We start from the raw sequence: 23,506 nt of genomic DNA, 5'->3' as shown, positions 1-23,506 counted from the left end.
GTTTCGCTTGCCCATTACGTCGGTTCCTCCTCGGTCCCTGCGAGGACGTATGCGGCACTGCTTCGTACGATGCGGCCCCGCGCCCTGGAGCCGCCCGCGTCATCTGTCCGTAACAACGGTCAGAAAACACAAAAGGACCCGGGGGCAACATTGCCCAGGTCCTCTTCCCATCAGAATAGCTCACATGGGTTCCGAGGCAGAGGGGCAAAGCCGCAGATCAATTGTTCCCTTGATCACGCGCAGGCCCCGGCGCACGACTCTGCGTACGGATGACGGCGTACGTATCGAGGCGCTGTACGAGCCGTGGGACGGCACGTCGGGCGGCCTGTCCGGGGGTGCCACGCGGGAGTTGGCCATCGTGGTCGCGCACGGCTTCACGGGGTCGGTCGACCGGCCCGCGGTGCGGCGCGCGGCGCGGGTATTCACGCGGTATGCGGCGGTAATCACATTCTCGTTCCGCGGCCACGGCGGCTCCGGCGGCCGCTCCACGGTGGGCGACCGCGAGGTGCTGGACCTGGCGGCGGCGGTGCGGTGGGCGCGTTCGCTGGGCTACGCGAGGGTGGTGACGGTCGGCTTCTCGATGGGCGGCTCGGTGGCGCTCCGGCACGCGGCGCTGTACGGGAACGGGCCGGGTGCGCACGGGGGGCGCACAGAAGCGCGTACGGCCATGACTGTGGCGTCGAGCGCCCCCGCGCACACCGATGCGATCGTGGAGTCGAGCGGCCCCGCCCACACCGACGCGGTCGTGGCTGTCAGCGCCCCCGCCCGCTGGTACTACCGCGGCACCGCCCCCATGCGGCGGCTGCACTGGGTCGTCACCCGGCCCGTGGGGCGCCTCGTCGGCCGCTTCGGGTTCCGTACCCGGATCCACGGCCGGGAGTGGGATCCGGTGCCGCTCTCGCCGGTCGAGGCGGTGGCGCGGATCGCGTCGGCCACGCCGCTGCTGGTCGTGCACGGCGACCGCGACCCGTACTTCCCCCTGGACCACCCGCGCATGCTGGCCGCCGCTGCCGCCGGCGCCGCTGCCGATGCCTCCGGCCTGCACGAACTCTGGATCGAGCCCGGCATGGGGCACGCCGAGAACGCGGCCCACGAGACGCTCCTCACCCGCATCGCGGCCTGGCTCGCCGAGGTCACAGCGGCATAGCTCATCATGGAAGCCGAACGGACCCCGACGTAAGGAGCGCCGCCATGGCAGTGGGCACCATCCGCTACTGGGCCGCGGCCAAGGCCGCCGCCGGGATCGCAGAGGAGCCGTACGCGGCCGGGACGCTCGCCGAGGCGCTCGACGCCGTGCGCGAACGCCACCCCGGGGAGCTGACGCGCGTACTCCAGCGGTGTTCGTTCCTCATCGACGGTTCCCCCGTCGGGACCCGCGGTCATGAGACCGTACGGCTTGCCGAGGGCGGCACGGTCGAGGTGCTCCCGCCGTTCGCAGGAGGATGACCCCCAGATCATGAGCAACCAGCAGCCTTACCCGTACGAGGGGAACGACGGGTACCCGGAGCAGCAGCCGTACGCCCAGGAGCCCCACACGCAGACCTGGGACGCGCAGACCTGGGACACGCAGCACCAGCCGGTCCAGCAGCCGTACGGTCAGCAGCAGCCGTACCAGGCGCAGGCGCAGCCCCAGGCCGCCGTCGACACCTCGTACTTCCCGCCCCAGAGCGGCGCCTACCCGCTGCCGCCCGAGGCCCCCTCGCCGACCACGTACGCCCAGGGCCCGGCGCCGTACGAGCCCGTCCCCGCACGGGAACCGGCCGCGGCTGCCCCCGCCGCCTCCTCCGCGGCGTACAGCTCCCCGACCACCGCGGGCAACGCGCGGATCACCGACGCCCAGCGCGCCCGCGCCGAAGGGCGGTCGCCGATCATCGCGCCCGGGATGCAGCCCGCCGCGCTGACCGCCGCTCTGGCGCTGCTGATGGCCGTCGCCGCAGCCGTCGGCCAGTACGCCCTCGTCGTGCCGCTGGTGCTGCTGCAGGCGGTCACCGCCGCGGGCTGGTTCCGGCTCAACGGGATGTGGCCCGCCAGGCAGGGCATCGCGCTCGCCTTCCTCGGCGGCGTCACCGCGGACATCGCACTGCTGGCCGTCGGCGCCGAGCACGCGCCCGCCGCGATCCTGGGCACGCTCGGCGTCTGGGTGCTGCTCGCGCTCGTACTCCAGCTGCGCAACCGCGCCCCCGCCGACGAGCGGATGTACGGCCTGACGGCCACCGTCACCTCGGCCGCACTCGCTGTCGTCGCGGCCGGGCACCTCGCTGCGGCCCACGAGGCCGTGACGGTCGGCGGCGTGGCCGTCGCCGTGGCCGTACTGGCCCGCGCGCTGCCTCTGCCCGGCGTCGCGTCGGTCGTCGTCGCGCTGCTCGCCGCCACGGGCGCCGGTGTCGCGGCCGGCGGGATGACGGACGTGGGCACCGGGGGCGCGCTGCTCGGGCTCGGCGCCGGGGCGTGCGCGCTGATCGGGCTGCGGGTGGCGAGCTACGACTATCCGTCCCGGTTCGTCCACATGACGGCCGGCGTGGCCCTGCCGCTCACCGCCGCCGCCCCCGCCGTGTACCTGATCGGCCGGGTCATCGCCTGAGCCCGAGTGGTACCTACCAGTAGGCTCGCAAAGGTCAAGGGGGCGTGAACGGGCCGTCGTACGGCGGCCCGGCGAGACAGGTGGGGGAACCGCAAGCAATGCGTGCACTGCGAATACTGCTGGTCGTCGGCGTGATCCTCGGCGGCATCTTCGTCGCCCTGGACCGCTGGGCGGCCGGCATGGCCGAGTCCGAGGTGGCGGAGCGGGTCCAGGCCCAGCAGGGGCCGGCAGGCGGCACCGAGGTGTCGATCAAGGGCTTTCCCTTCCTGACCCAGGTCATGTCCAAGCAGCTCGACCAGGTCGACGTCACTCTCAAGGGCATCGAGGCGAACGCGGCCGGCCGCAAGGTGCGGGTCGGTGAGATGACCGCCCAGCTCCACGACGTAACGCTCCGGGGCAGCCTCACCGGCTTCTCCAGTGCGACGGCGGCGCGCGCCACGGGCACCGCGAACGTCTCGTACGAGGACCTCTCCGAGGCCTCCGAGAGCGACGTGACCCTCTCGTACGGCGGCAACGGCAAGGTGAAGGTCACCGGCACCGTCGCCGTCCTCGGCCGCAATGTCACGCGCAGCGTGCTCTCCACCGTCAGCCTGGTCGACGGCAATACGATCCGGGTGCGGGCCGACGCGGTTCCGGGCGAGGGCATCCCCGGGCTGGAGGGAATGGTCCGCCGGAAGACCGACTTCGACCGCCAGATCGGCGGCCTGCCGGACGGGCTGAAGCTCGAAAAGGTCCAGGCGGCCGAGGGTGGCGTAGAGATTTCCGTCACGGGTACGGATGTGAACCTGGCCGGATGAGCCGGCCGCAAGACCACTTGGCCGGATAGTGAGACGCAGGCGTCCGCCCCTCAGATGACGGGCGGACGCGGCGCGTTCCGGGGCACGGGCAAGCGGTCCGCGCCGTACTCTCATCCCGCAATGCGGACGATCGCGTCTCAACATCCGACACACCGGTGACACGTCGGACGTGACGTCCCTACGATCGGACCCATGCAGAAGCGACAGGCGGACCTCACGAAGCGGCGGGCAGTAGACCTGTGCCGCGTCGCCGCCATGCTCTGTCGCACTGTCTGAGTGGGTTTGTCCGGAGCAGCGGAAGCCTCCGACACCCCGCGTTCCCCCCGGCCCTCCCGACCTATGACGGTCGCCTCAGGGCCACCCCGGTACGGCCGTACGCCCCCTCGCTCGGCGTACCCGCACACCCGCACCCCCCTCGCGCATAACCGCCGCACACTGCCCCGGAGGAGAACAGCATGAGCCGCAGCGACGTACTGGTAGACGCAGACTGGGTCGAGGCCCACATCGAGGACCCGAAGGTCGCCATCGTCGAGGTCGACGAAGACACCTCCGCGTACGAGAAGAACCACATCCGCAACGCGATCCGCATCGACTGGACCAAGGACCTCCAGGACCCGGTCCGCCGCGACTTCATCGACCAGGAGGGCTTCGAGAAGCTCCTTTCGGCGAAGGGCATCGCGAACGACACGACCGTCGTCCTCTACGGCGGCAACAACAACTGGTTCGCCTCGTACGCCTTCTGGTACTTCAAGCTCTACGGTCACCAGGACGTCCGCCTGCTCGACGGCGGCCGCAAGAAGTGGGAGCTCGACTCCCGCGACCTGGTCGCCGAGGTCCCGCAGCGTCCGGCCACGGACTACAAGGCCAAGCCGCAGGACACCTCGATCCGCGCCTTCCGCGACGACGTCGTCAACGCGATCGGCAACAAGAACCTCGTCGACGTGCGCTCCCCCGACGAGTTCAGCGGCAAGCTGCTCGCCCCGGCGCACCTCCCGCAGGAGCAGTCGCAGCGCCCGGGCCACGTCCCGTCCGCCCGCAACATCCCGTGGTCGAAGAACGCCAACGACGACGGCACCTTCAAGTCGGACGAGGAGCTCAAGGCCCTCTACGAGGACGAGCAGGTCGACCTCTCGAAGGAGACCATCGCGTACTGCCGCATCGGTGAGCGCTCGGCCCTGACCTGGTTCGTGCTGCACCAGCTGCTCGGCCAGGAGAACGTCCGCAACTACGACGGTTCCTGGACCGAGTACGGCTCGCTCGTCGGTGTTCCGATCGAGCTCGGCGCCAACAAGTAATCCCCGCGACCTTCGAGAATCTGGAGAACAACATGTGTGGAGCGAAGGCCGGCGGCCCCGACGCCTCGACGATCAAGCCCGGTGAGACCACCATCCAGGGCAGCGTGACCCGCAACGGCGAGCCCGTCACCGGTTACGTCCGACTGCTGGACTCGACCGGCGAGTTCACCGCCGAGGTCCCGACCTCGGCCACGGGCCAGTTCCGCTTCTACGCGGCCGAGGGCACGTGGACCCTGCGCGCACTCGTCCCCGGCGGCACGGCCGACCGTACGGTCGTGGCGCAGACGGGCGGCCTCGCAGAGGTGGCCATCGCAGTCTGATTCCTGCGAATCCTGCGCGAATACTGGCCGAAGGGCCGCACCCCAGGGGGTTTGGACGCTACCTGGACCGGGTGCGGCCCTTCGGTCGTACCGTGGAGGTATGTACGCGCGGCGCCGTCGCAACTATTTCCTGCTGATGGGCGGATGCCTCTTCCTCTTCGTGTCCGCCTGGTCCGTCGTGCGCCTGTGGTCCGTGCCCGTGGCCGTCGGGATGTGCGTCGTCGCCATGGTCATACCGCCGATCGCGGCGATGATCGCCAACCGGAGAGGCCCGGAGGACCGCTGGTGGGACGATCCGTCCGGGGACCCGAAGTCCGACGAGTGGTGGGACGAACTGGACGGCAAGAAGCACCACCCGTAAGCCCGTCGCACTCAGTGCAAGAGTCGCTCAGTACACCAGCGCCTGGACGCCTTCGCCCGTGATCTCGCTGACGAAGACCTGCGCGCCTGCGATCCGTACGCCCTCGATCACGTCCTTCTCGGTGATCTCGCGCCGCGCCGCGCACTGCGTGCACAGCGTGATCTGCCCGGCGGCCATGATCGACTCGATCAGATCCGGCAGCGGCGCCGCATGCGGCAGTTCGAACTCGGCGGCGCGGCCCGGCAGCGCGAACCACGAGGACTCGCCGGTCAGCCAGAACGAAACCTCCACCCCACTGGCCACGGCCACCGCCGCCACCGTGAAGGCCTGCGAACACCGCTCCGGGGCATCGGCCCCGGCAGTCACCTTGATCACGAGCTTCTTCGCCATGTCCGAACTGTAATCCGCCGCTGTACAACCAGGGAAAGGAGCGGGCCGCACTGGTCGACTACCCGGAGCGGCATGTGTACGACGAGTCGAAGCCGCACGTCGTCCTGCAGAACCAGCTGCTCGGCTGAGCCCCCGCACGCCCCTCGCAGAGAACGCCGGACCCCCGCCCATTAAGCTGGGGCCCGGTCCCGTACCGCCCACGGCTCACGCAAGGAGCACCCCGTGACGATTTTCTTCGAAGCTCTGCTGGTTCTGGTCTGCGTCGGCGTTCTCGCCTTCACCTGGCTGGCAGTGAAGAAGCTCTACCAGGGTCAGCGCTAACCCACCCCTCCCCTCACAGATCGCCTGAGCAGCTCATGATCGAGATCCCGTCCGACCTCCACCCGGACCTCGTCCCCCTCGTCTTCCTCCTCGGAAACTGGACGGGCGCGGGCGTCACCGACTTCCCCGGCGAGGAGAAGGCCAACTTCGGCCAGGAAGTCACCTTCAGCCACGACGGCCGCGACTTCCTGGAGTACGTCTCGCACTCCTGGATCCTCGACGCCGAGGGCAACAAGGTGAGGCCCCTGGAGACCGAATCCGGCTACTGGCGCATCGACAAGGACCGCAAGGTCGAGGTCGTCATGATCCGCGACCAGGGCGTCGTGGAGATCTGGTACGGCGAGCTGGCCGACCAGAAGCCGCAGATCGACCTGGTGACGGACGCGGTCGCACGCACCGCCGCATCGGGTCCGTACAGCGGTGGCAAGCGGCTCTACGGGTACGTCAAGAGCGACCTCATGTGGGTCGGCGAGAAGGCCACCCCGGACGTCGAGCTGCGCCCGTACATGTCGGCGCATCTGAAGAAGGTCGTCACGCCGGAAGAGGTCGAGCAGATGGCCAAGAGCCTCGGTGACCTCCCGGACGACGGCATCGCCTTCTTCAAGTAGGCCTGCACCCCGTCCCCCTACACTGGGGGCGTGGTGAGCACCGACTGGAAGAGTGATCTGCGGCAGCGCGGTTACCGGCTGACACCGCAGCGCCAGCTTGTCCTCGAAGCCGTCGACGCGCTGGAGCACGCGACGCCCGACGACATCCTCACCGAGGTGCGCAAAACCGCGTCCGGCGTGAACATCTCCACCGTCTACCGGACGCTGGAGCTGCTCGAAGAGCTCGGACTGGTCAGCCACGCGCACCTCGGGCACGGGGCGCCGACGTACCACCTGGCCGACCGCCATCACCACATCCACCTGGTCTGCCGCGACTGTACGAACGTGATCGAGGCCGATACCGAGGTCGCCGCCGACTTCATCGGCAAGCTGCGCGAGACCTTCGGCTTCGAGACGGACATGAAGCACTTCGCGATCTTCGGCCGCTGCAGGAAGTGCACGGCCGCGGCGTCGGCCGCCGAGTCGTAGGTGTGTCGCAGGCAAGTCGTAGGCTGACCGGTATGAAGAGTCCCCTGCTCTCCCTGCCCGGCGCCGTCCCCGCCGAAGGGCGCGACGAAGGCGTCGCCGCGCACTACGGCGACCTGTTCCGCGAACAGCGCGCGCTCGCCGGCGGCACCGGCTTCGTCGACCTCTCGCACCGCGGTGTCGTCACCGTCACCGGCGGCGACCGGCTGAACTGGCTGCACCTCCTGATCACGCAGCATGTCAGCGAGCTGCCCGCGGGCCGGGCCACCGAGGCGCTGATCCTCACCGCGCACGGGCACGTCGAGCATGCGATGTATCTCGTCGACGACGGCGAGACGGTGTGGATGCATGTCGAACCGGGCACGCAGGGCGATCTCATCGCGTACCTGGAGTCGATGAAGTTCTTCTACCGGGTGGAGACCGCCGACCGGACCGACGACTTCGCCGTCGTCCACCTCCCGGCAGGCTCGATCGCCGAGGTTCCCGAAGGCGTAGCCGTACGGGAGACCTCGTACGGGCGCGACCTCTTCCTGCCGCGCGGCGACCTGGAGTCGTACGCCGAAACCCACGGGCCCGCGATCGGCATCCTGGCGTACGAGGCCCTGCGCGTCGAAGCGCACCGGCCCCGCCTCGGCTTCGAGACCGACCACCGCACCATCCCGCACGAGCTGGGCTGGATCGGCAGCGCCGTACACCTCCAGAAGGGCTGCTACCGGGGCCAGGAGACTGTCGCCCGGGTCCAGAACCTGGGGAAGCCGCCGCGCCGGCTGGTCTTCCTGCACCTGGACGGCAGCGAGGTTCTGCTGCCCGGTCCCGGCACTCCGGTGCGGCTCGCTGCGGACGGCGAGGAGGGGCGCCAGCTGGGGTTCATCACAACGTCGGCCCGCCACCACGAGCTGGGGCCCATCGCGCTCGCGCTGGTGAAGCGCAATGTGCCGGTCGACGCCGAGCTGCTGGTGGGGAACACCGCCGCCGCACAGGAAGTCGTCGTAGAGCCGTAAGCCGTCGCAGAGCCGATACGTCGTAAGCCGTAAAGCGGGCCCTACACCTCGACGATCACCGTGAACGGGCCGTGGTTCGTGAGCGAGACCCTCATGTCCGCTCCGAACCGGCCCGTCTCCACGTGCGCGCCCAGCGCCCGCAGCTGCGCCACCACCTCGTCGACCAGCGGTTCGGCCACCTCGCCGGGCGCCGCGGCGTTCCAGGTGGGGCGGCGGCCCTTGCGGGCGTCCCCGTAGAGAGTGAACTGTGAAATGACCAGAAGCGGCGCATTCACATCGGAGCAGGACTTCTCGCCCGCAAGGATCCGAACCGACCACAGCTTGCGGGCGAGCTGTGCCGCCTTGTCCTTTGTGTCCTCGTGGGTCACTCCCACCAGCACACACAGGCCTTCGCCGACGATCTCGCCGACCGTCTGCCCCGCCACGACGACGCTCGCGCCGTCCACCCGCTGAACCACTGCACGCATACGGACCAACCTATCCGGGGCTGAACGGGCGACGAGCGCCTGCGTACCCCCCGTCAGGAGTGGCACGATGCACGGAGGCGGTGCGCGCCGCACCGGTGCGCACCGGTCGAGGGGACGGAACATCCATGAGCACACCTGGCATCGGGCAGCCACCCGGGCCCGTACCTATGCCGCTGATCCAGCTGGCGTCCGCCGCTGCCGCCTCCGCTTCCGCCGCACGACCACCGGCGCAGCGGACCGGCGACAGCGATGCCGGTGTCCTGTCGCTGCTCCGGCTGCCCGAACTGCGCGCACTGCGCCGTGACTCGCAGCGGAACGAGGCGGACCTCAGCTATGTGCGGCGCCTGCTTCACGGGCGCATCGACATTCTCAGGGCCGAGCTCTCACGGCGTACGGGGCCGGAGTCCCCGGTCGTGGACCGGCTCTCCGAGATCCTCGCCGACGCCCCGTCGAGCCACCGCTCCTCCGCCCGGCACGTCACGATGTCCACGCCGCACAGCGAGGAGTCCCGGCTGCTGGCCGCCGAGATGCTCGCGGATGTCGAGCTGTCGGACCTCGGCGCGCGTACGGACGAGGAGCTGCACGAGGCGATGGGACGGCTGGTCCGTTACGAGCAGCAGGTCTCGCGGCGCAGGCAACAGCTTCAGCGGACGGCGGACGATTGCAGTGCCGAGATTGCCCGCAGGTACCGTGATGGGGAAGCGCAAGTAGACGACCTGCTGACCTGAGGCACTGACCTGGCCTTACGGGGAGCCTGGTCCAGCCCTCCCCGGAAGGTCGAAGATGTCATCGAGCACCGCCGCCCCTGCCATATCCCCCTCCCCGGTCCTCGCCGAAGTCGTTCGTTCCGGTTTCGTCGAGGGCCACCACCGGGGATCGCTCGTCGTCCTGGCGGCGGACGGCAGTGTGGACCTGGCGATCGGTGACCCGCACGCCCCCGTCTTCCCGCGCTCCAGCAACAAGCCGATGCAGGCGGCCGCGGTGCTGCGGGCCGGTCTGGAGCTGTCGGGGGAGCGGCTGGCGCTGTCGGCCGCGAGTCACTCCGGGGAGCCGTTCCACCTGGATCTCGTACGGAAAATGCTGGCGGAGGCGGGCCTCACGGAGTCGGACCTCCAGACACCGCCGGACCTGCCGCTGGACCCGGTGGAGGCGGAGGCGTACCTCGCCGCGGGCGGGGTCCGCGAGCGCCTCACCATGAACTGCTCGGGCAAGCACGCCGCGATGCTGGCCGTGTGCGCGGTCAACGGGTGGGACGCCGAAACGTACCTGCACGCCTCGCACCCGCTTCAGCAGCTGGTCCTGAAGGTGGTCGAGGAGGCGAGCGGCGAGCGCGTCACGGCGGTCGGGACCGACGGCTGCGGCGCCCCGCTGATGGCGATCAGCCTCACCGGCCTCGCCCGCGCCTTCCGCCACTTCGTCGTCGCCGAGCCGGGCACGGCGGAGCGCCGCGTCGCGGACGCGATGCGCGCCCACCCCGAGTACGTCGCCGGTACGCGCCGCCCCGACACGTGGCTGATGCGCGAGGTGCCGGGAACGCTGTCGAAGATGGGCGCCGAGGCGGTCCAGGCGGTGGCTCTGCCGGACGGCCGCGCCCTCGCGTTCAAGATCGATGACGGTGCGACGCGGGCACTCGGCCCGGTGCTGGCCGGCGTACTGCGCAAGCTCGGCGTGGACGGGCCGGTCGTCGACCGCATCGGGCGGTCGCCGCTGATGGGCGGGGCGGCGGAGGTCGGGGAGATACGCGCGGCGCTCTGAGGGCCCGGCCCGGGGCCAACGGCGGGGGCGTGGGCCTGGATTGCGGGCGTGTCATTTGCGGGCGCTCAATACGGGCGACAGGCGGTGTCTCGTGTGCCTAGCGTGTGCGCATGACTGTCGACGTCCGTACGATCACCGCGTCCGAGTACCCCGACTGGCTCGCTGCCCTGGCCACCGGCTTTCTCCGGCGGACCGTCGCCTCGGAGGCCGAAGTCGCCGAACGCATGGCGTACACGGGCCTGGAGCGTGTGCAGGGCGCGTTCGACGACGGGCGGTGCGTCGCGACGTACCGCTCCTTCGCACAGGAGCTCACGGTGCCCGGCGGCGCACAGCTTCCGGCGAGCGCCGTGAGCAACGTGACCGTGACGGCCACGCACCGCAGGCGTGGTCTGCTCAGCCGGATGATGGACACGGACCTGGCGGCGGCGAAGGAGCGCGGCGACGTCCTGTCGACCCTGATCGCCGCCGAGTACCCCATTTACGGGCGGTACGGATTCGGGCCCGCCGCAGGCTTCACCGAGTGGGAGGTCGACGTGCCCCGGTCCGGGCTCGACCCGCGCTGGGCGGGGCCCGACGACGGCGGCCGCGTCGATCTGACCGACGGGGCCGACGTACGCAAGCTCGGGCCCGAGCTGTACGAGCGCTTCCGGGCGGTGCAGCACGGTGCGATCGACCGGGACGAGCGCTGGTGGCAGCTCAACACCGGGCAGGTGACCCAGGCGCACCAGCCCTGGAGCAAGCCGTTCTACGCCGTCTACCGTTCGGCGCACGGCGAGGTCGAGGGCCTGATGGTCTTCGATTCCGACGAGAAGTGGGCGGACGCCAAGCAGCCGCTGAACACGGCGACCGTACGCGGCATGATCGCGGTGACGCCGGCCGCGGAGCGTGCGCTGTGGCACTTCGTCTGCGCGGTCGACTGGATCACGTCGGTACGGTCCGGATACCGCGCCAGTGACGATCTGCTTCCCCTCCTGCTCCCGGATCCCCGGGCTGCCAGGATCGTCAGTCAGGCGGATTTCCTGTGGGTGCGGCTGCTGGACGTCGTACGGGCCCTTGAGGCACGTACGTATGCGGTGCCCGCCTCGCTCGTGCTGGAGGTGCACGACGCGGCGGGGCTTGCGGGCGGGCGCTTCCGGCTGGACGCGGCGCCGGACGGTGCGGTGTGTGTCCCGACGTCCGAGTCGCCCGGTCTGACGCTGGATGTGCGGGAGTTGGGTGCGCTGTACCTGGGTGAGGAGTCCGCGGTGCGGCTGGTGGCGCTGGGGCGGGTGACGGAGGAGGCGGCGGGCGCCGCCGTCATTGCCGACGCCTTGTTCCGTACGTCCAGGCGCCCGTGGTGCCCGGACATCTTCTGAGCCCCGGCCTGATCCGCCGGGGACACCCCCTAGCCGAACGCGGGCTGTAAGAGCAGGACCAGAACGATGGCGCCGAGGCTCAGGCATGCCGTGTTCTTGGCCTTTACGCCGATGGACAGCAGGGCGACGGCGACCAGACCCATGGCGCCGAACTGCCACTGGATGAGCTCTTCGAGGGTGAAGAAGACTGCGGCGAGGAGGATGGCGATGAGCGGCATTGCGGTCCCTCCCTGGGATTCGTCCCACTTGGCAGCTGGTTGGCCAGGTTGTTCAAGTTGGCCACCAACTCTAAGGAAGTTGTCCCCCACTTGGATCGAGAGGTAACCATTCCGCTTCCAACTCCCGCTAAATAGTGCGGAGTTGGAGAAGTTGTGTCGGAGATGTGGTTCAGGCCGTCGGGCCGGTCACCTGCATGGCGATCACCACGGCCCCGATTCCGGCGCAGGTGGGGCTCTTGGCCTTGACGCCGACGGCGATCAGCAGCAGCCCTACGGCGCTGAGGGTGCCGTACTGCCACTCGGCGAACTTCTCGAACCCGACGACGACAACAACGGCGAGCAACAGGAGCGCGGGCATGGTGGTCCCTCCTTCGGGGCGGGGCTGCGAGGGGCTGGTGCTGGCTTCGCCAAGTCGGTCGAGTTGGCAACCAACTACACCAAGTTTGTGCCCACTTGGCCGAGGTGAATAAACAACTTGCAAACAACTCCCGTTAGATGGCGAGTAGTTGTAGCGTCGAGTTGTGAACCAGGAGAAGCTGACAGTGAACGGCAGAAAGCTCTCGTACGTGGAAGTGGCGGACGCCCTGCGCGAGCGCATCCACAGCGGTGACCTCAAGGCCGGGAACCCCATGCCGACGCAGACCCGCCTGGCCGGCGAGTTCGGCGTCGAGCGCGGCACGATCCGCAAGGCGCTGCGGGTCCTCCAGGAGGAGGGCCTCCTCACCGGTGTCACGCGGGGCGCTCCGGCCCGTATCGCGGACACACCGCCCGGCGCACCTGCGGCGCCGGAGCAGGCGCAGCCGACGATGGTCAGCCTGGGGCCGCGCATCACCACGGCCTTCGCGGAACCCCAGGTGCGCATCGACGCGGTCAGCCTGACCTCGGAGTCGCTGACGATCGCGCTGGGCGAGCCGCTGCGGCAGATCCACGAAGGCCGCATCAGGCCGGAAACCGTGGAGGCCCGGATCCTGCTCCCGAGCCGGGAGATCGCGCTGGCCTTCCCCACCCCGGTGGTGGACCCGACCGACGACGGCCCGGTCCACGAGCGCTGGCTCGCCCAGCGCAACTCCCAGGGGCAGGTGCTGCGCCACAACCTGCTGGCGCTGCGGCGCTCGCACGGCATCGACGTCAGGGTGACATTCCGGGCGCTGCCGTTCACGCCGCCCGTGAAGCTCTACCTCCTCAACGGCTCCGAGGCGCTGTTCGGCTACTACATGATCCAGAAGCGGGAGGAGGAGATCGAGGACGTGACGACGGAGATGTACGACACGCTCGGCCTCAAATCGCTGCTGTTCTCGTTCGGTTCGGACGAGGGTGCGCGCAACGCCAAGTTCGTTGAGGAGTCCCAGACTTGGTTCAACGCACTCTGGAACACCATCACGTCGGACCTGACACTCTCTTAGTGACTTCTGACGCGACTCAAACCGGACAGGCGGCATCTGTGATCGAAAAAGTGCGGGATTTGATCACGGGTGCGGAATGTGTGCTCTTCGATTTCGACGGCCCCATCTGCCGGCTGTTCGCCGGACACCAGGCACACCGGGTGGCGGACAGCCTGGTCGACTGGCTGGAGAAGCGCGGCCGGCATGTACTGCTGACGGAGGAGGAACTGGGCTCGGACGACCCGCAGGACGTACTGAAGGCCGTGGCCCGGATGCATCCCGGCAGCGACCTGGTCGAGGCGCTGGAGGAGAAACTCACCCGCGAGGAGCTGCGGGCAGCCGCCACCGCCCGCCCCACGCCCTATGCCGATCCGCTGATACGCACCTGGCGCGCTGTCGGAAGCCGCCTCGCGATCACGACGAACAATTCCCCGCTGGTGGCGGAGCAGTACCTGACCGGCCGCGGCCTCGCGGACTGTTTCAGACCCCACATCTACGGCCGCACCACCGACCTGGACCGGCTGAAGCCGGCCCCGGACTGCCTCAACCGCGCCCTGACCGCGCTGGGTGCCCGCCCCGCAGCCTCCCTGATGATCGGCGACACGCCTTCGGACCTGATCGCGGCCCGGCGGGCGGGCGTGAGGTTCCTCGGCTACGGACGCGACCAGCCGCGCATGGAACGCCTGCGCAAGGCGGGCGCGGCCACGGTCGTCGACGATCTGGGGCAGGTGCTCCACCTGGTACGGAAGCTGGGCCGGGCCTGAGCCGTCACCCGTACCCCGTTCGGAGCAGGCGTCACCCGCTAGGCCCAAGGTGCCCCAAGTCACGGTGTAACCAAGGAACTTCGCAGTTACTCTGTGCGCATCGTCATAGATCCCCCCGCGCGAGTATCCAGGAGAGGCCCGTGGGCAGTCTCCCTGCGGCCGTGGTGATCAGGACCTGGCAGGACGAAGCCCAGGTCCTTGCCGCCGTCAAAAAGGTGCTGCCCCACGCACCCGACCCTCTGCATAGGTATGCGGAAGGCGTGCGGCTCTCCAGCATCAGTGAGAACGGCAAGCCCGTCGACTCGTGGCTGATCCAGGCGCTGGCCGGACTCCTCGCGCAACTGGCCGTACTGCGCCGGGAGGACCTGCCCAGGCTGCCCCCGGAGTGGCCCCGCGACGGACACGGCCGGTCGTTCCTCCGCAAGCTGGCCCTGCTCACCGAACAGCACGTATGCCGGCCGAACCGGCCCGAATTCGGCGGGCTGTTCGCGGCCCTGGGAATCCCGGAGGACGCTCTGACGGCGTTTGCCGCGCGGGTGCCGCCCATGGTCGGCCGCCCGTTCGGCCTGCTCCATACCGACCTGCACCGGGACAACGTGATCGTCTTCCCGCATGCGGACCCGCCGGTGACCTGCGCGGACTGGAGGCGGGCCACGTACGGAGACCCGCTGCACGATCTGGCCACCCACCTCGTGCGGATGCGGTACCCGGACGAATCTCAGCGGGAGGAGGCCGAGCGCGCCTGGTACCGGGCCATGCTCCGGATGAGACCGGCGGCCGCCAACGGCCTGAAATCCGACCTGCGCCACTACGTGGACTTCGAGTACGCCCAGTCCGTATATCCGGACGTGATGCTCGCGGCCAGATCCCTGGGGCGGGAGCAGCAGCCCGAGGGACTGGAGGCGGCGGCGGAGGCCGTGGAGCGGGCGCTCGGCCTCGCGCGGCAGCCGCTGAGGCTGTCCGACGTGCCGGGCAGAGCCGAGATCGAGCGAATCCTCTACCGCTGGCACGCGGCCCGCGTCGGCCGGTCCGGAACCTGCCTGCCCGCATCCTCGCCCGCCGTCTCCTGGGTGACGGACGAGCACATTCCCGAAGACCCCGCCTTCCCCTGGAGCGCGGTGACCGAGGCCCTCGCCGCGGAGGGAGCCGCCCCCGCCCGGCGGGTGTTCAAGGGCACCGGGCACCTCAATACCGTCGTACAGGTCCCGAGCACCGGTGCCACCGTCGTCGTACGCCGCAAACTGAACGCGGCCGGCCGCAGGGAGCCGTGCTTCCTCGATGAGCATGTGGTGCTGAAAGCACTGGAAGGCCTGCGGGGCAGGGTGCGGGCGCCCAGGATCTACGCGACGGGCGTCAGCGCACTGTCGGACCGGTTCGCCGTGCACTCCTACGAAGGCCCGGCCGACGGGTCACGGCCGCCGAACCACCCGGTCAACGGCCTGCTGCCGCACGAAGCCGACGATCTCGTCGACCAGCTCTGCGCCCTGGTCGACGTGGACGCCGCCGCCCTCGACCCCACCATGGGCAAGGACGGCTTCTACCACTGGCTGAGCGACCGTCTCGTGGAGATGGTCGGCGCCCTGCCCAAGGAGTCTCTCCAACTGGCCCGCGTTCTCGGCCTGCCCGGCGCACAGCGGCTGAAGCAGATCCTGGCGCGGCACACCGTCACCCCGCGCGCCCCGGTCCTGCTGCACGGCGACCTCAACCCCTGGAACCTCGTCCGAGGCGACCGGTCCGGCCAACTCGTCCTCATCGACTGGGAGATGGCGATGGTGGGCGACCCGCTGTACGACCTGGTGCGCCATCTGCACCTGACCCCGCACCGGCCCGAGATCCGGCGGCGGATGTACGAGCGCTGGGAACGCAGGCTGGGGGCGCGCGGCGACGCATACGTGGACGGCTGGGAGCAGGACCTGCGCACGTACCGCTGGATCGAGACCGTCCGCTCCGCCTACGTGGACCTCGACCGTCTGGTCACCGGGGCGAGCCTGGACGCGCCCAATGTGCGCAGGGCCGTCGACTCGTACTCGATGACCTTGCAGGCGGCCACGGCTTCCCTCGGTCTGCGGGGCGCCAGGACGGACAATCCTTGCCTTGCCCTGGCGACACTTACGCCGTCCGCCTCCTGAACAGCCTCTCCGACACGCGGGCCGAAGGGTAGCCGGAGTCCGCTGCCGGGGCAGGGTGGCGGGGCCGGTGGGCCCGCACTTGAGACACGTTCGGGTGCACTCGTCATCTTATGCGATTGGCGTATGCCCGCTCATGGGGAAATTTGCTCAGGGTCCTACCCGGCCGCAGACGAGCGGTAGCCCGTATTGGGGCATCGCATGACCTTGAGGGGTGCTCCGATGGCAACGCTGTGCAGACCGGCTGTTTCCGTACCCGAGCACATCATCACCGTCGAGCAGACGCTCGACCTGGCCCGGACGCTGCACGCCGATCATCCTCAACTCGCTCTGGCGCTAAGGCTGATCGAAAACACCGGCGTACGAAAACGCCACCTTGTCCAGCCGATCGAGGAGACCCTGCGCCACCCAGGGCTCCGGGCGCGCAACCTGCGATACGAGTCCGAGGCCAAGGCCCGGGTGCCGGAGGTCGTACGGCGCGCGCTCGACCACGCCGAACTACGGCCGGCCGACATCGGCCTCATCGTCTACGTCTCGTGCACCGGCTTCATGATGCCGTCCCTGACAGCCTGGATGATCAACACCATGGGGTTCCGCTCCGACACCCGGCAGATGCCGATCGCCCAGCTCGGCTGCGCGGCGGGCGGGGCGGCGATCAACCGGTCCCACGACTTCTGCACCGCCTATCCGGGCGCCAACGCGCTGGTGGTCTCGTGCGAATTCTGCTCGCTCTGCTACCAGCCCACCGACATCGGCATCGGATCGCTGCTCTCCAACGGGCTGTTCGGTGACGCGGTGGCGGCCGTCGCCCTGCGCGGCACCGGAGGCACCGGCATATCGCTGGAGCGCAACGGCTCCCACCTGGTGCCCGACACCGAGGACTGGATCGCGTACAGCGTCCGCGAGACCGGATTCCACTTCCTGCTGGACAAACGAGTCCCCGGCACCATGGAGCCACTGGCCCCGGCTCTCAAGGAACTGGCCGCCCAGCACGGCTGGGACGCCGGACAGCTCGATTTCTACCTCGTGCATGCCGGCGGTCCGCGCATCCTGGACGACCTGTGCCGCTTCCTCGACGTACCCCCCGAGGCATTCCGCTTCAGCCGGGCGACGCTGACCGAGTACGGCAATATCGCGAGCGCCGTGGTGCTGGACGCCCTCGGCAGATTCTTCGACGAAGGCTCCGCCGTCGACTCCGCGCGGGGTCTCATCGCGGGCTTCGGGCCGGGCATCACGGCCGAGATCACCCTCGGCAGCTGGGTCACGGACACCGTTCCTGCCCCCGTACGCACCTTCCTCTCCCCGATGACCGCCGGGCTGCCTGCGGTCGCGGTGCTGGAAGGGAATGCCCCGCAGTGTGAACACAGCACTGTGAACACAGGACCGTGAACACAGGACCGTGAACACAGGACCGTGAACACAGGACCGGAGATGACCGAGTTGCTTCCCCCCACCGTCACCACACCTCCCCCGGTCCACCTCTGGGACCTGGAAGACGTACCGGAGATGGAATTCGACCCCTTCCTCGCCCGTCAGCTGCGCGAGGAGCCCGTCTCCCGCATCCGGCTGCCGTACGGCACCGGCCACGCCTGGCTGGTGACCCGCTACGAAGACGTCCGGCTCGTCACCTCCGACCCCCGGTTCAGCCGGACCGAAGTCGCCGGGAAGGACGTCACCCGCATGTCGCCGCACCAGGTCGCGGCCAACGAAGCCGTCGGGTACGCCGACCCGCCCGAGCACACCCGGCTGCGCCGGACCGTGGCGAAGGCCTTCACCTCCCGTCGCGTGGACAGCCTGCGGGTCCGGGCCCGCAGGATCGCCGACGAACTGGCGGACACCATGGCCGACCACGGACCTCCCCTGGACCTCGTCGCCCATCTGCACAGGCCGCTGCCGATGGCCGTGACGAGCGAACTGATGGGGGTGCCCGAGCCGGACCGCCCCGCGCTCGCGCGGTGCACCGAGCTCATCCTGTCGGCGGCCCACAGCCGGGAGGACAGCGAACGGGCGCAGCAGGAGATCCAGGCGTACTTCGGGACTCTTCTGCAGAGCCGCGCCGGTGAACGCGGGGACGACGTCGCCGCCCTGTTGGCGGCCGAGCTCGCGCAGGGGCACCTGAGCGAGGGGGAGGCCGTCGCACTCGCCGTCACCATTCAGATCAGCGGGCTGCACGCCGTCACCAACAACAGCGCCAACATGGTGTATCTGCTGCTCACCCGCCCCGGACTGTGGGACCGGCTGCGGAGCGATCCGGCCGTACTGCCCGCCGCTGTCGAGGAGTTGCTGCGGTACATCCCGCACCGCAGGGGAGTGGGCATCGGCCGGATCGCGACCGAGGACGTGGCGGTGGGGGAGGTCGTCATCCCGGCCGGCGACATCGTCTACGCCTCGTACCTCACCGCGAACCGCGACCCTGCGGCGTTCGAGGACCCGGACCGGATCGACTTCGACCGGACCGACAACGCCCATGTGTCCTTCGGCCACGGGCAGCACCACTGTCTGGCCGCGATGCTCGCCCGGATGGAGTCCGAGGTCATGCTTTCCACCCTGCTGCGACGGTTCCCGGATCTGCGGCTGGCCGTACCCGCCGAGGAGATCACCTGGACCCCGCGTCCGCTCATCCGGGGCCCGCGTGCCCTGCCGGTCGCCTGGTGACTCTCGTCAGCCCTCCGGAGGGCCTGGTCGTGCCGCCGGGCGAGGGGCGCACTCTGGCCGCTGCGGCGCAGCGGGTGACGTTCAAGGTGACCGGGGATCACGCGCGCGGCGCGTCCAGTTTCGAGGTGGTCGTTCCGCCGGGCTTCGATGTCGGGGCGCACGCGCACGCCCGCAGCGAGGAGTTGTTCTACGTACTCGAAGGCGAGCTCGACGTGCTCGCCTTCGAGCCGCGCGTGCGGACGCCCGACAACTGGCGGGAGTGGGAGTCGGCGTCCGGGCGCCGGTACGTACGGGCCACGGCGGGCACGGTCATCCTCGTCCCGCCGGGCTGTCCGCACGCCTTCGCCAACCCGACGTCGGACCCTGCCCGGATGTTCTTCCAGGCGTCGCCGCCCCCGGACCACGAGAAGTACTTCGAGGAACTGCTCGACATCCTGAACAGTGCCGGTGGGTCGGGCGTCGACCAGGCGGCGATCGCCGCTCTGCGCGTGCGCTACGACATCGAACAGATCACGCCGCTGCGGCACGACGGCTGAATGGTGCGGCGCGCTGCTCGGGCGCGCTGCTCGGGCGCGCTGCTGGGGCGCGTTGCGTTACTTGGGCCGCTGCGCGGCTTGGGCCGTTGCGTGGCTTGGGCCGTTGCGTGGCTGGGTCCTTGCGTGGCTGGGTCCTTGCGTGGCTGGGTCCTTGCGTGGCTTGGGCGCCCCGCGCCACTGGGACCCCTCGCGCCACGGTGGCCCCTCGCCCTACCTGCGCAAGGTGCCCTCGCCGACCGTGAGCAGTGCCTTGCCCGCCACCGACCGTGCCTCGATCGCCCTGTGCGCATCCGCCGCCCCCTCCAGCGGGAACGTCGCGGCGATCACCGGGCGAAGCCGTCCCGCGGCCGCCTCTGCCAGCGCCCTCCCCGACAGTCGCGTGATCGTCTCCGCCGCGAACTGGACCTCCGCGATGCCCCGCAGCGTGATGCCGCGGCGCTCCGCCTCGCCCGCGTCGATCGCCGCGAAGCCGCCGCTCGGTGCGCCGTGCGCCGATACGCGGCCGCCGTCGGCCGTCAACGCGAAGGCAGCGAGGCCGAGTTCACCGCCCACGCCGTCAAGGAGGACGTCCGCGCCGACGCCACCCAGGGCCTCGCGGGCCCGCTCCGTCCAGCCCGGCTCGGAGTAGTCCACGACCGCGTCGGCTCCCAGCTCCCGTACGAGATCCAGCTTCTGCTTGCCCCGCGCCGCCCCCACGACATGCGCCCCGGCCGCGTGCGCCATCTGCACCAGCAGCGTGCCCATGCCGCCCGACGCGCCCAGGATCAGGACCCGCTCGCCCGCCCGGATGCGTATCGCGTCGAGGATGCCGGTGCCGGTGACACCGTCGTGGGCGAGTGCGGCGGCCTCGCGCAGGCCGAGGCCGTCCGGTACCGGCGTCAGCCGGTCGACGGGGGCGACGACCTGCTCGGCGTACGTCCCGCTGACACCAGGGCCCGCCACGACCCGGCGCCCGACCCACGCCGGGTCCACGCCCTCGCCGACTGCCAGCACGGTGCCGGCGGCGCCGCCGCCCGGCACGTAGGGCGGGGTGACGTCGAAGTACTCGCCCCAGCCGCTGCGGATCTGCGTCTCGACGTAGAGGGTGTCGGCCACCGCGACCCCTACGACGACCTCGCCCGGCCCGGCCACCGGGTCCGGCAGCTCGGTCGCCACCAGGACCTCCGGACCGCCGAATTCCGTCACCTGAATTGCGCGCATGACGTCTCTCCCCACTCACTCGGTGTGCCTGTGTGCCTGTGTGCCCGTGTGCTGCGCACGAGTCTGTGACCTCAAGTCCGATTGAGGTCAAGCGCGTACGCTCCTGGTCATGGGTTTGCGGGAGCGTAAGAAGCAGCAGATGTACCGGGTGATCTCCGACGTCGCGATCGCCCTCTTCCTGGAGAAGGGCTTCGACAACGTCTCCGTGGCGGAGGTGGCCGCCGCGGCCGACATCTCCAAGCCGACCCTCTTCCGCTACTTCCCCTCCAAGGAGGACCTCGCGCTGCACCGGTTCGCCGACCACGAGGACGAGCCGGCCCGGGTCGTGCTCGCCGGACGGGCGGAGGGGCTTTCGCCGCTGGACGCCCTGCACCGGCACTTCGTGGCCCGGCTCGAAGCGCGCGATCCGGTGACCGGACTGAGCGATGCCGCCGAGGTGCTCGCCTTTCACCGGCTGCTGTACGGGACTCCGAGCCTCGTCGCGAGGCTCTTCGCCTACCTGAACCGTTCCGAGGAGGCGCTGGCCGCCGCCCTGGACGGGCCCGACGTACTCGCTTCGCGGCTCGCCGCCGGTCAGATCGTCGCCGTACAGCGGATCCTCGCCGAGGAGAACTGGCGGCGGATCGAGGCGGGGGAGAGCGCGGAGGTGTTGCTGCCGGGGGCGGTGGAGGCGGCGGACCGGGCGTTCGGGCAGTTGCGGGAGGGGCTCGGGGGCCAATTTTAGTGCTCGCTCTATTTTGTTACTAGGTAACGTTATTCTTGGTGCATGACGTCACCCGACCATGCACTCAGCCATGCACTCAGCCAGGAACGGACCTTCCACGACGCCTGCCGCGCTGCCCTGACCCGGATGACCGAGGGCACCGGTGAACAGGTCGTCACCGGCGAGGACGTCTCCGCCTCCGGCGCCGACGCCGAAGTTCTCGGCTTCCATCTGCGCAGCTACGCCAAGGAGTTGCGGGAGGAGCCCGAGAGCCCGCTCTTCTTCGGGCGCATCGACCTGGCCGACGGGCAGAGCCACCACATCGGCCGCCGCCGCATCGCCGAGCACCCGGCCGATCCGCCGCTGGTGATCGACTGGCGCGCGCCTGTGTCCCGCACCTTCTACCGGGCGAGCGCGCGCGACCCGCAGGGGGTCGTGGTGCGACGCCGGTTCGGCTGGGCGCCGTGGAGCAAGGGGGCGTCGGAGGATCTGACGGGGCTGGAGGACGAGTGGCTGATGGGGGGCGCTCCTGGTGGCGGCCCCGGCGTCGGCCCCGGTGGCGCACCGGATGGAGGCCCCGGTGGCGCACCGGGTGGCATCCTCGCCGGGGAGATCGAACGGCCCCGCGTCGGCCCGATGCGCGACATCGCCGCCACGATCCAGCCCGAACAGGACGATCTCGTACGCTCCGAGCTCGCCGCGTCGGTCTGCGTACAGGGCGCACCCGGCACCGGGAAGACCGCCGTCGGGCTGCACCGCGCCGCGTACCTGCTCTATACGTATCCGCAGCGCCTGCAGCGCAGCGGTCTGCTCATCCTCGGGCCCAACCGGGCCTTCCTCTCGTACATCTCCGAGGTGCTTCCGGCTCTTGGCGAGACGGGCATCCGGCAGTCGACCGTCGACGACGAGCTGGCCCGCCATCCGATACGCGCGGAGGACGAGCCGGCGGCAGCCGTCGTCAAGCACGATGCCCGGATGGCGGCGGTGCTGCGCCGCGCGCTCTACGGGCGGGTGTCGGCGCCCGTCGAATCCGTCGCCGTACCGGACGGCTCGTACCGCTGGAGGATTCCGCTCGGCGAACTGGAGCGGATCGTCGCGGAGGTACGGGCGGAGGCGCCGCCGTACGCCGTCGGCCGCGAACGCGTCCGGACGCGTGCCGTCCGCGCCCTTCAGCTGCAGGCCGAGCGCCGGGCGGGGCCGCCGGGGAACGAGTGGCTGAGGAGGATGGGACGGGCTCGGGCGATCGGGGCGTTCGTGGACTCCGTGTGGCCGAAGGTGCGGGCGGAGGAGGTGGTGGCGGGGGTGCTCGCGGACCCCTGCGACCCGCTTCTTACGGCCGCTGAGCGGCGGGCGATCCGGTGGGCCGCGCCGCCGCGCTCCTGGAAGAGCGCCAAGTGGTCGGCCGCGGACCTGGTGTTGATCGACGAGGTCGCGGGCCTGATCGAACGCCCGGAGAGCTACGGCCACATCGTCATCGACGAGGCGCAGGACCTCTCCCCGATGCAGTGCCGGGCGATCGCCCGCCGCGTCGACTTCGGCTCGGTGACGGTGCTGGGCGATCTTGCGCAGGGTACGACGCCGTGGGCGGCCCGTACGTGGCCGGAACTCCTTGCGCACCTGGGCAAGGACACGGCCGTGGTCGTCCCGCTGACGGCGGGCTTTCGCGTACCGCAGGCGATTGTGGCGTTGGCGAACCGGCTGCTCGGGGCGCTGGATGTCGACGTACCGCTCGGGCGGTCACTGCGCGGGGGAGGGGAGCTGACGATACGTGAGGTGCCGGATGTGGTGGCGGCGACGGTGGATGCGGTGCGGGTGGCGCTGGGGAGGGAGGGGTCGGTGGGAGTGATCGCGGATGCGGGGGAGGTAGGGGCTTTGCGAGAGGCGTTGGGGGTGGCGGGGCTGGCTGAGGAGGCTCGGGTGTCCGTGGTGGCTGCGGCGATGGTCAAGGGGCTGGAGTACGACCATGTCGTGGTGGTGGAGCCGGCTGCGATTGTGGGGGCCGAGGGGCGGGGGTTGCACCGGCTGTACGTGGTGCTGACGCGGGCGGTCAGCCGGCTGGTCGTCCTGCACCGGCTGCCGCTGCCGGTGGAGATGGTGGGGTGAGGTCATCCGTCGGGTGCGGGGTCGGGCCGGTGGCCCATCCGGCCTCGCTCGCCCGGGGCTTGGTCCCTTAATGGCTCGACAGGGGACCAAGGGCCGATGATTA

Annotated in this window: 27 protein-coding genes; 22 read left to right on the top strand and 5 right to left on the bottom strand. The window is 70.2% G+C overall.

Translation table 11 applies throughout. The features are described from left to right. The first annotated feature begins 184 nt into the window (after positions 1-184). The 8 genes from PXH83_RS13180 (at position 185) to PXH83_RS13150 (ending at position 5,354) form a co-directional block, all read left to right on the top strand. Positions 185-1,147 carry an alpha/beta hydrolase family protein gene (locus PXH83_RS13180; RefSeq protein ID WP_420803161.1) on the top strand — a complete coding sequence of 321 codons (963 nt, stop codon included), beginning with the start codon at positions 185-187 and terminating at the stop codon, positions 1,145-1,147. A 44-nt stretch (positions 1,148-1,191) separates the two neighbouring features. Next, entirely contained in the window at positions 1,192-1,446 is a 255-nt protein-coding gene (locus PXH83_RS13175) for a MoaD/ThiS family protein (RefSeq protein ID WP_214929025.1), read from the top strand. Further along, complete coding sequence (locus PXH83_RS13170; RefSeq protein WP_420803160.1) at positions 1,382-2,581, top strand: hypothetical protein; 1,200 nt, start codon at positions 1,382-1,384, stop codon at positions 2,579-2,581. The genes PXH83_RS13175 and PXH83_RS13170 overlap by 65 nt, the downstream gene beginning before the upstream one ends. A gap of 98 nt (positions 2,582-2,679) precedes the next feature. Next, positions 2,680-3,378, top strand: coding sequence for an LmeA family phospholipid-binding protein (locus PXH83_RS13165; protein WP_274560117.1), 699 nt, complete (start codon positions 2,680-2,682; stop codon positions 3,376-3,378). A gap of 192 nt (positions 3,379-3,570) precedes the next feature. Further along, the gene (locus PXH83_RS32465) at positions 3,571-3,654 is read left to right on the top strand and encodes a putative leader peptide (RefSeq protein WP_374225205.1); all 84 of its coding nucleotides are present in this window, start codon (positions 3,571-3,573) and stop codon (positions 3,652-3,654) included. A gap of 179 nt (positions 3,655-3,833) precedes the next feature. Further along, a complete protein-coding gene (locus PXH83_RS13160; RefSeq protein ID WP_274560116.1) occupies positions 3,834-4,673 on the top strand; it encodes a sulfurtransferase in 840 nt (279 codons plus the stop codon). A 32-nt stretch (positions 4,674-4,705) separates the two neighbouring features. Further along, on the top strand, positions 4,706-4,993 hold the full coding sequence (locus PXH83_RS13155) for a DUF1416 domain-containing protein (RefSeq protein ID WP_185029473.1): 288 nt from the start codon (positions 4,706-4,708) through the stop codon (positions 4,991-4,993). Positions 4,994-5,093: 100 nt separating this feature from the next. Further along, positions 5,094-5,354: a DUF3099 domain-containing protein gene (locus PXH83_RS13150; protein ID WP_214929029.1), complete on the top strand. Its 261-nt coding sequence runs from the start codon at positions 5,094-5,096 to the stop codon at positions 5,352-5,354. A 27-nt stretch (positions 5,355-5,381) separates the two neighbouring features. On the opposite strand, the gene PXH83_RS13145 is transcribed toward PXH83_RS13150, so the two are convergent. Beyond that, on the bottom strand, positions 5,382-5,744 hold the full coding sequence (locus tag PXH83_RS13145) for a DsrE family protein (protein WP_274560115.1): 363 nt from the start codon (positions 5,742-5,744) through the stop codon (positions 5,382-5,384). A 356-nt stretch (positions 5,745-6,100) separates the two neighbouring features. On the opposite strand from PXH83_RS13145, the gene PXH83_RS13140 reads away from it, so the two are divergent. From PXH83_RS13140 to ygfZ, 3 genes are read left to right on the top strand one after another with little or no spacing between them, the layout of a single operon-like run. Beyond that, positions 6,101-6,673, top strand: coding sequence for a heme-binding beta-barrel domain-containing protein (locus PXH83_RS13140; RefSeq protein ID WP_274560114.1), 573 nt, complete (start codon positions 6,101-6,103; stop codon positions 6,671-6,673). A gap of 30 nt (positions 6,674-6,703) precedes the next feature. Further along, positions 6,704-7,141, top strand: coding sequence for a Fur family transcriptional regulator (locus PXH83_RS13135; RefSeq protein ID WP_274560113.1), 438 nt, complete (start codon positions 6,704-6,706; stop codon positions 7,139-7,141). Between the two features lie 32 nt (positions 7,142-7,173). Next, complete coding sequence (gene ygfZ, locus PXH83_RS13130) at positions 7,174-8,139, top strand: CAF17-like 4Fe-4S cluster assembly/insertion protein YgfZ (RefSeq protein WP_274560112.1); 966 nt, start codon at positions 7,174-7,176, stop codon at positions 8,137-8,139. 41 nt (positions 8,140-8,180) lie between these two features. Here the strand turns inward: ygfZ and dtd are convergent, their stop codons facing one another. Continuing rightward, positions 8,181-8,606 carry a D-aminoacyl-tRNA deacylase gene (dtd, locus tag PXH83_RS13125; protein ID WP_214929034.1) on the bottom strand — a complete coding sequence of 142 codons (426 nt, stop codon included), beginning with the start codon at positions 8,604-8,606 and terminating at the stop codon, positions 8,181-8,183. 125 nt (positions 8,607-8,731) lie between these two features. On the opposite strand from dtd, the gene PXH83_RS13120 reads away from it, so the two are divergent. From PXH83_RS13120 to PXH83_RS13110, 3 genes are all read left to right on the top strand, one after another. Continuing rightward, on the top strand, positions 8,732-9,334 hold the full coding sequence (locus tag PXH83_RS13120; RefSeq protein WP_274560111.1) for an RsiG family protein: 603 nt from the start codon (positions 8,732-8,734) through the stop codon (positions 9,332-9,334). A gap of 55 nt (positions 9,335-9,389) precedes the next feature. After that, entirely contained in the window at positions 9,390-10,361 is a 972-nt protein-coding gene (locus PXH83_RS13115) for an asparaginase (RefSeq protein WP_274560110.1), read from the top strand. A 110-nt stretch (positions 10,362-10,471) separates the two neighbouring features. Next, positions 10,472-11,716, top strand: coding sequence for a GNAT family N-acetyltransferase (locus PXH83_RS13110; RefSeq protein ID WP_274560109.1), 1,245 nt, complete (start codon positions 10,472-10,474; stop codon positions 11,714-11,716). 29 nt (positions 11,717-11,745) lie between these two features. Here the strand turns inward: PXH83_RS13110 and PXH83_RS13105 are convergent, their stop codons facing one another. After that, positions 11,746-11,934 carry a hypothetical protein gene (locus tag PXH83_RS13105; protein WP_214929038.1) on the bottom strand — a complete coding sequence of 63 codons (189 nt, stop codon included), beginning with the start codon at positions 11,932-11,934 and terminating at the stop codon, positions 11,746-11,748. A 169-nt stretch (positions 11,935-12,103) separates the two neighbouring features. Beyond that, the gene (locus PXH83_RS13100) at positions 12,104-12,292 is read right to left on the bottom strand and encodes a hypothetical protein (protein ID WP_274560108.1); all 189 of its coding nucleotides are present in this window, start codon (positions 12,290-12,292) and stop codon (positions 12,104-12,106) included. Between the two features lie 163 nt (positions 12,293-12,455). On the opposite strand from PXH83_RS13100, the gene PXH83_RS13095 reads away from it, so the two are divergent. The 6 genes from PXH83_RS13095 (at position 12,456) to PXH83_RS13070 (ending at position 19,397) form a co-directional block, all read left to right on the top strand. Beyond that, positions 12,456-13,337 (top strand): GntR family transcriptional regulator, encoded by an 882-nt coding sequence (locus tag PXH83_RS13095; protein ID WP_274560107.1) that lies wholly within the window; start codon positions 12,456-12,458, stop codon positions 13,335-13,337. After that, the gene (locus PXH83_RS13090; protein ID WP_274560106.1) at positions 13,337-14,080 is read left to right on the top strand and encodes an HAD family hydrolase; all 744 of its coding nucleotides are present in this window, start codon (positions 13,337-13,339) and stop codon (positions 14,078-14,080) included. The genes PXH83_RS13095 and PXH83_RS13090 overlap by 1 nt, the downstream gene beginning before the upstream one ends. Positions 14,081-14,220: 140 nt before the next feature. Next, on the top strand, positions 14,221-16,209 hold the full coding sequence (locus tag PXH83_RS13085) for an aminoglycoside phosphotransferase family protein (RefSeq protein ID WP_274560105.1): 1,989 nt from the start codon (positions 14,221-14,223) through the stop codon (positions 16,207-16,209). Positions 16,210-16,428: 219 nt separating this feature from the next. Then, positions 16,429-17,595, top strand: a complete 1,167-nt coding sequence (locus PXH83_RS13080) for a type III polyketide synthase (protein WP_274560103.1) — start codon at positions 16,429-16,431, stop codon at positions 17,593-17,595. Positions 17,596-17,637: 42 nt separating this feature from the next. Beyond that, the gene (locus PXH83_RS13075) at positions 17,638-18,861 is read left to right on the top strand and encodes a cytochrome P450 (protein ID WP_274560102.1); all 1,224 of its coding nucleotides are present in this window, start codon (positions 17,638-17,640) and stop codon (positions 18,859-18,861) included. Beyond that, the gene (locus PXH83_RS13070; protein WP_420803159.1) at positions 18,858-19,397 is read left to right on the top strand and encodes a cupin domain-containing protein; all 540 of its coding nucleotides are present in this window, start codon (positions 18,858-18,860) and stop codon (positions 19,395-19,397) included. Before PXH83_RS13075 ends, PXH83_RS13070 begins: the two co-directional genes overlap by 4 nt. Before the next feature lie 210 nt (positions 19,398-19,607). Here PXH83_RS13070 and PXH83_RS13065 read toward each other — a convergent pair whose 3' ends face one another. Further along, entirely contained in the window at positions 19,608-20,597 is a 990-nt protein-coding gene (locus tag PXH83_RS13065) for a zinc-binding dehydrogenase (RefSeq protein WP_274560101.1), read from the bottom strand. Between the two features lie 109 nt (positions 20,598-20,706). On the opposite strand from PXH83_RS13065, the gene PXH83_RS13060 reads away from it, so the two are divergent. Both PXH83_RS13060 and PXH83_RS13055 read left to right on the top strand, forming a co-directional pair. Beyond that, positions 20,707-21,321, top strand: coding sequence for a TetR family transcriptional regulator (locus PXH83_RS13060; protein WP_274560100.1), 615 nt, complete (start codon positions 20,707-20,709; stop codon positions 21,319-21,321). A 42-nt stretch (positions 21,322-21,363) separates the two neighbouring features. Then, the gene (locus PXH83_RS13055) at positions 21,364-23,403 is read left to right on the top strand and encodes a HelD family protein (RefSeq protein WP_274560099.1); all 2,040 of its coding nucleotides are present in this window, start codon (positions 21,364-21,366) and stop codon (positions 23,401-23,403) included. Positions 23,404-23,506: the final 103 nt, after the last annotated feature.

It is taken from the genome of Streptomyces spiramyceticus, from assembly GCF_028807635.1.
GTDB classification, from domain to species: Bacteria; Actinomycetota; Actinomycetes; order Streptomycetales; family Streptomycetaceae; genus Streptomyces; species Streptomyces spiramyceticus.
Note: the sequence above shows the minus strand (reverse complement) of the source record. Positions and strands in the feature narration are given on the sequence as shown.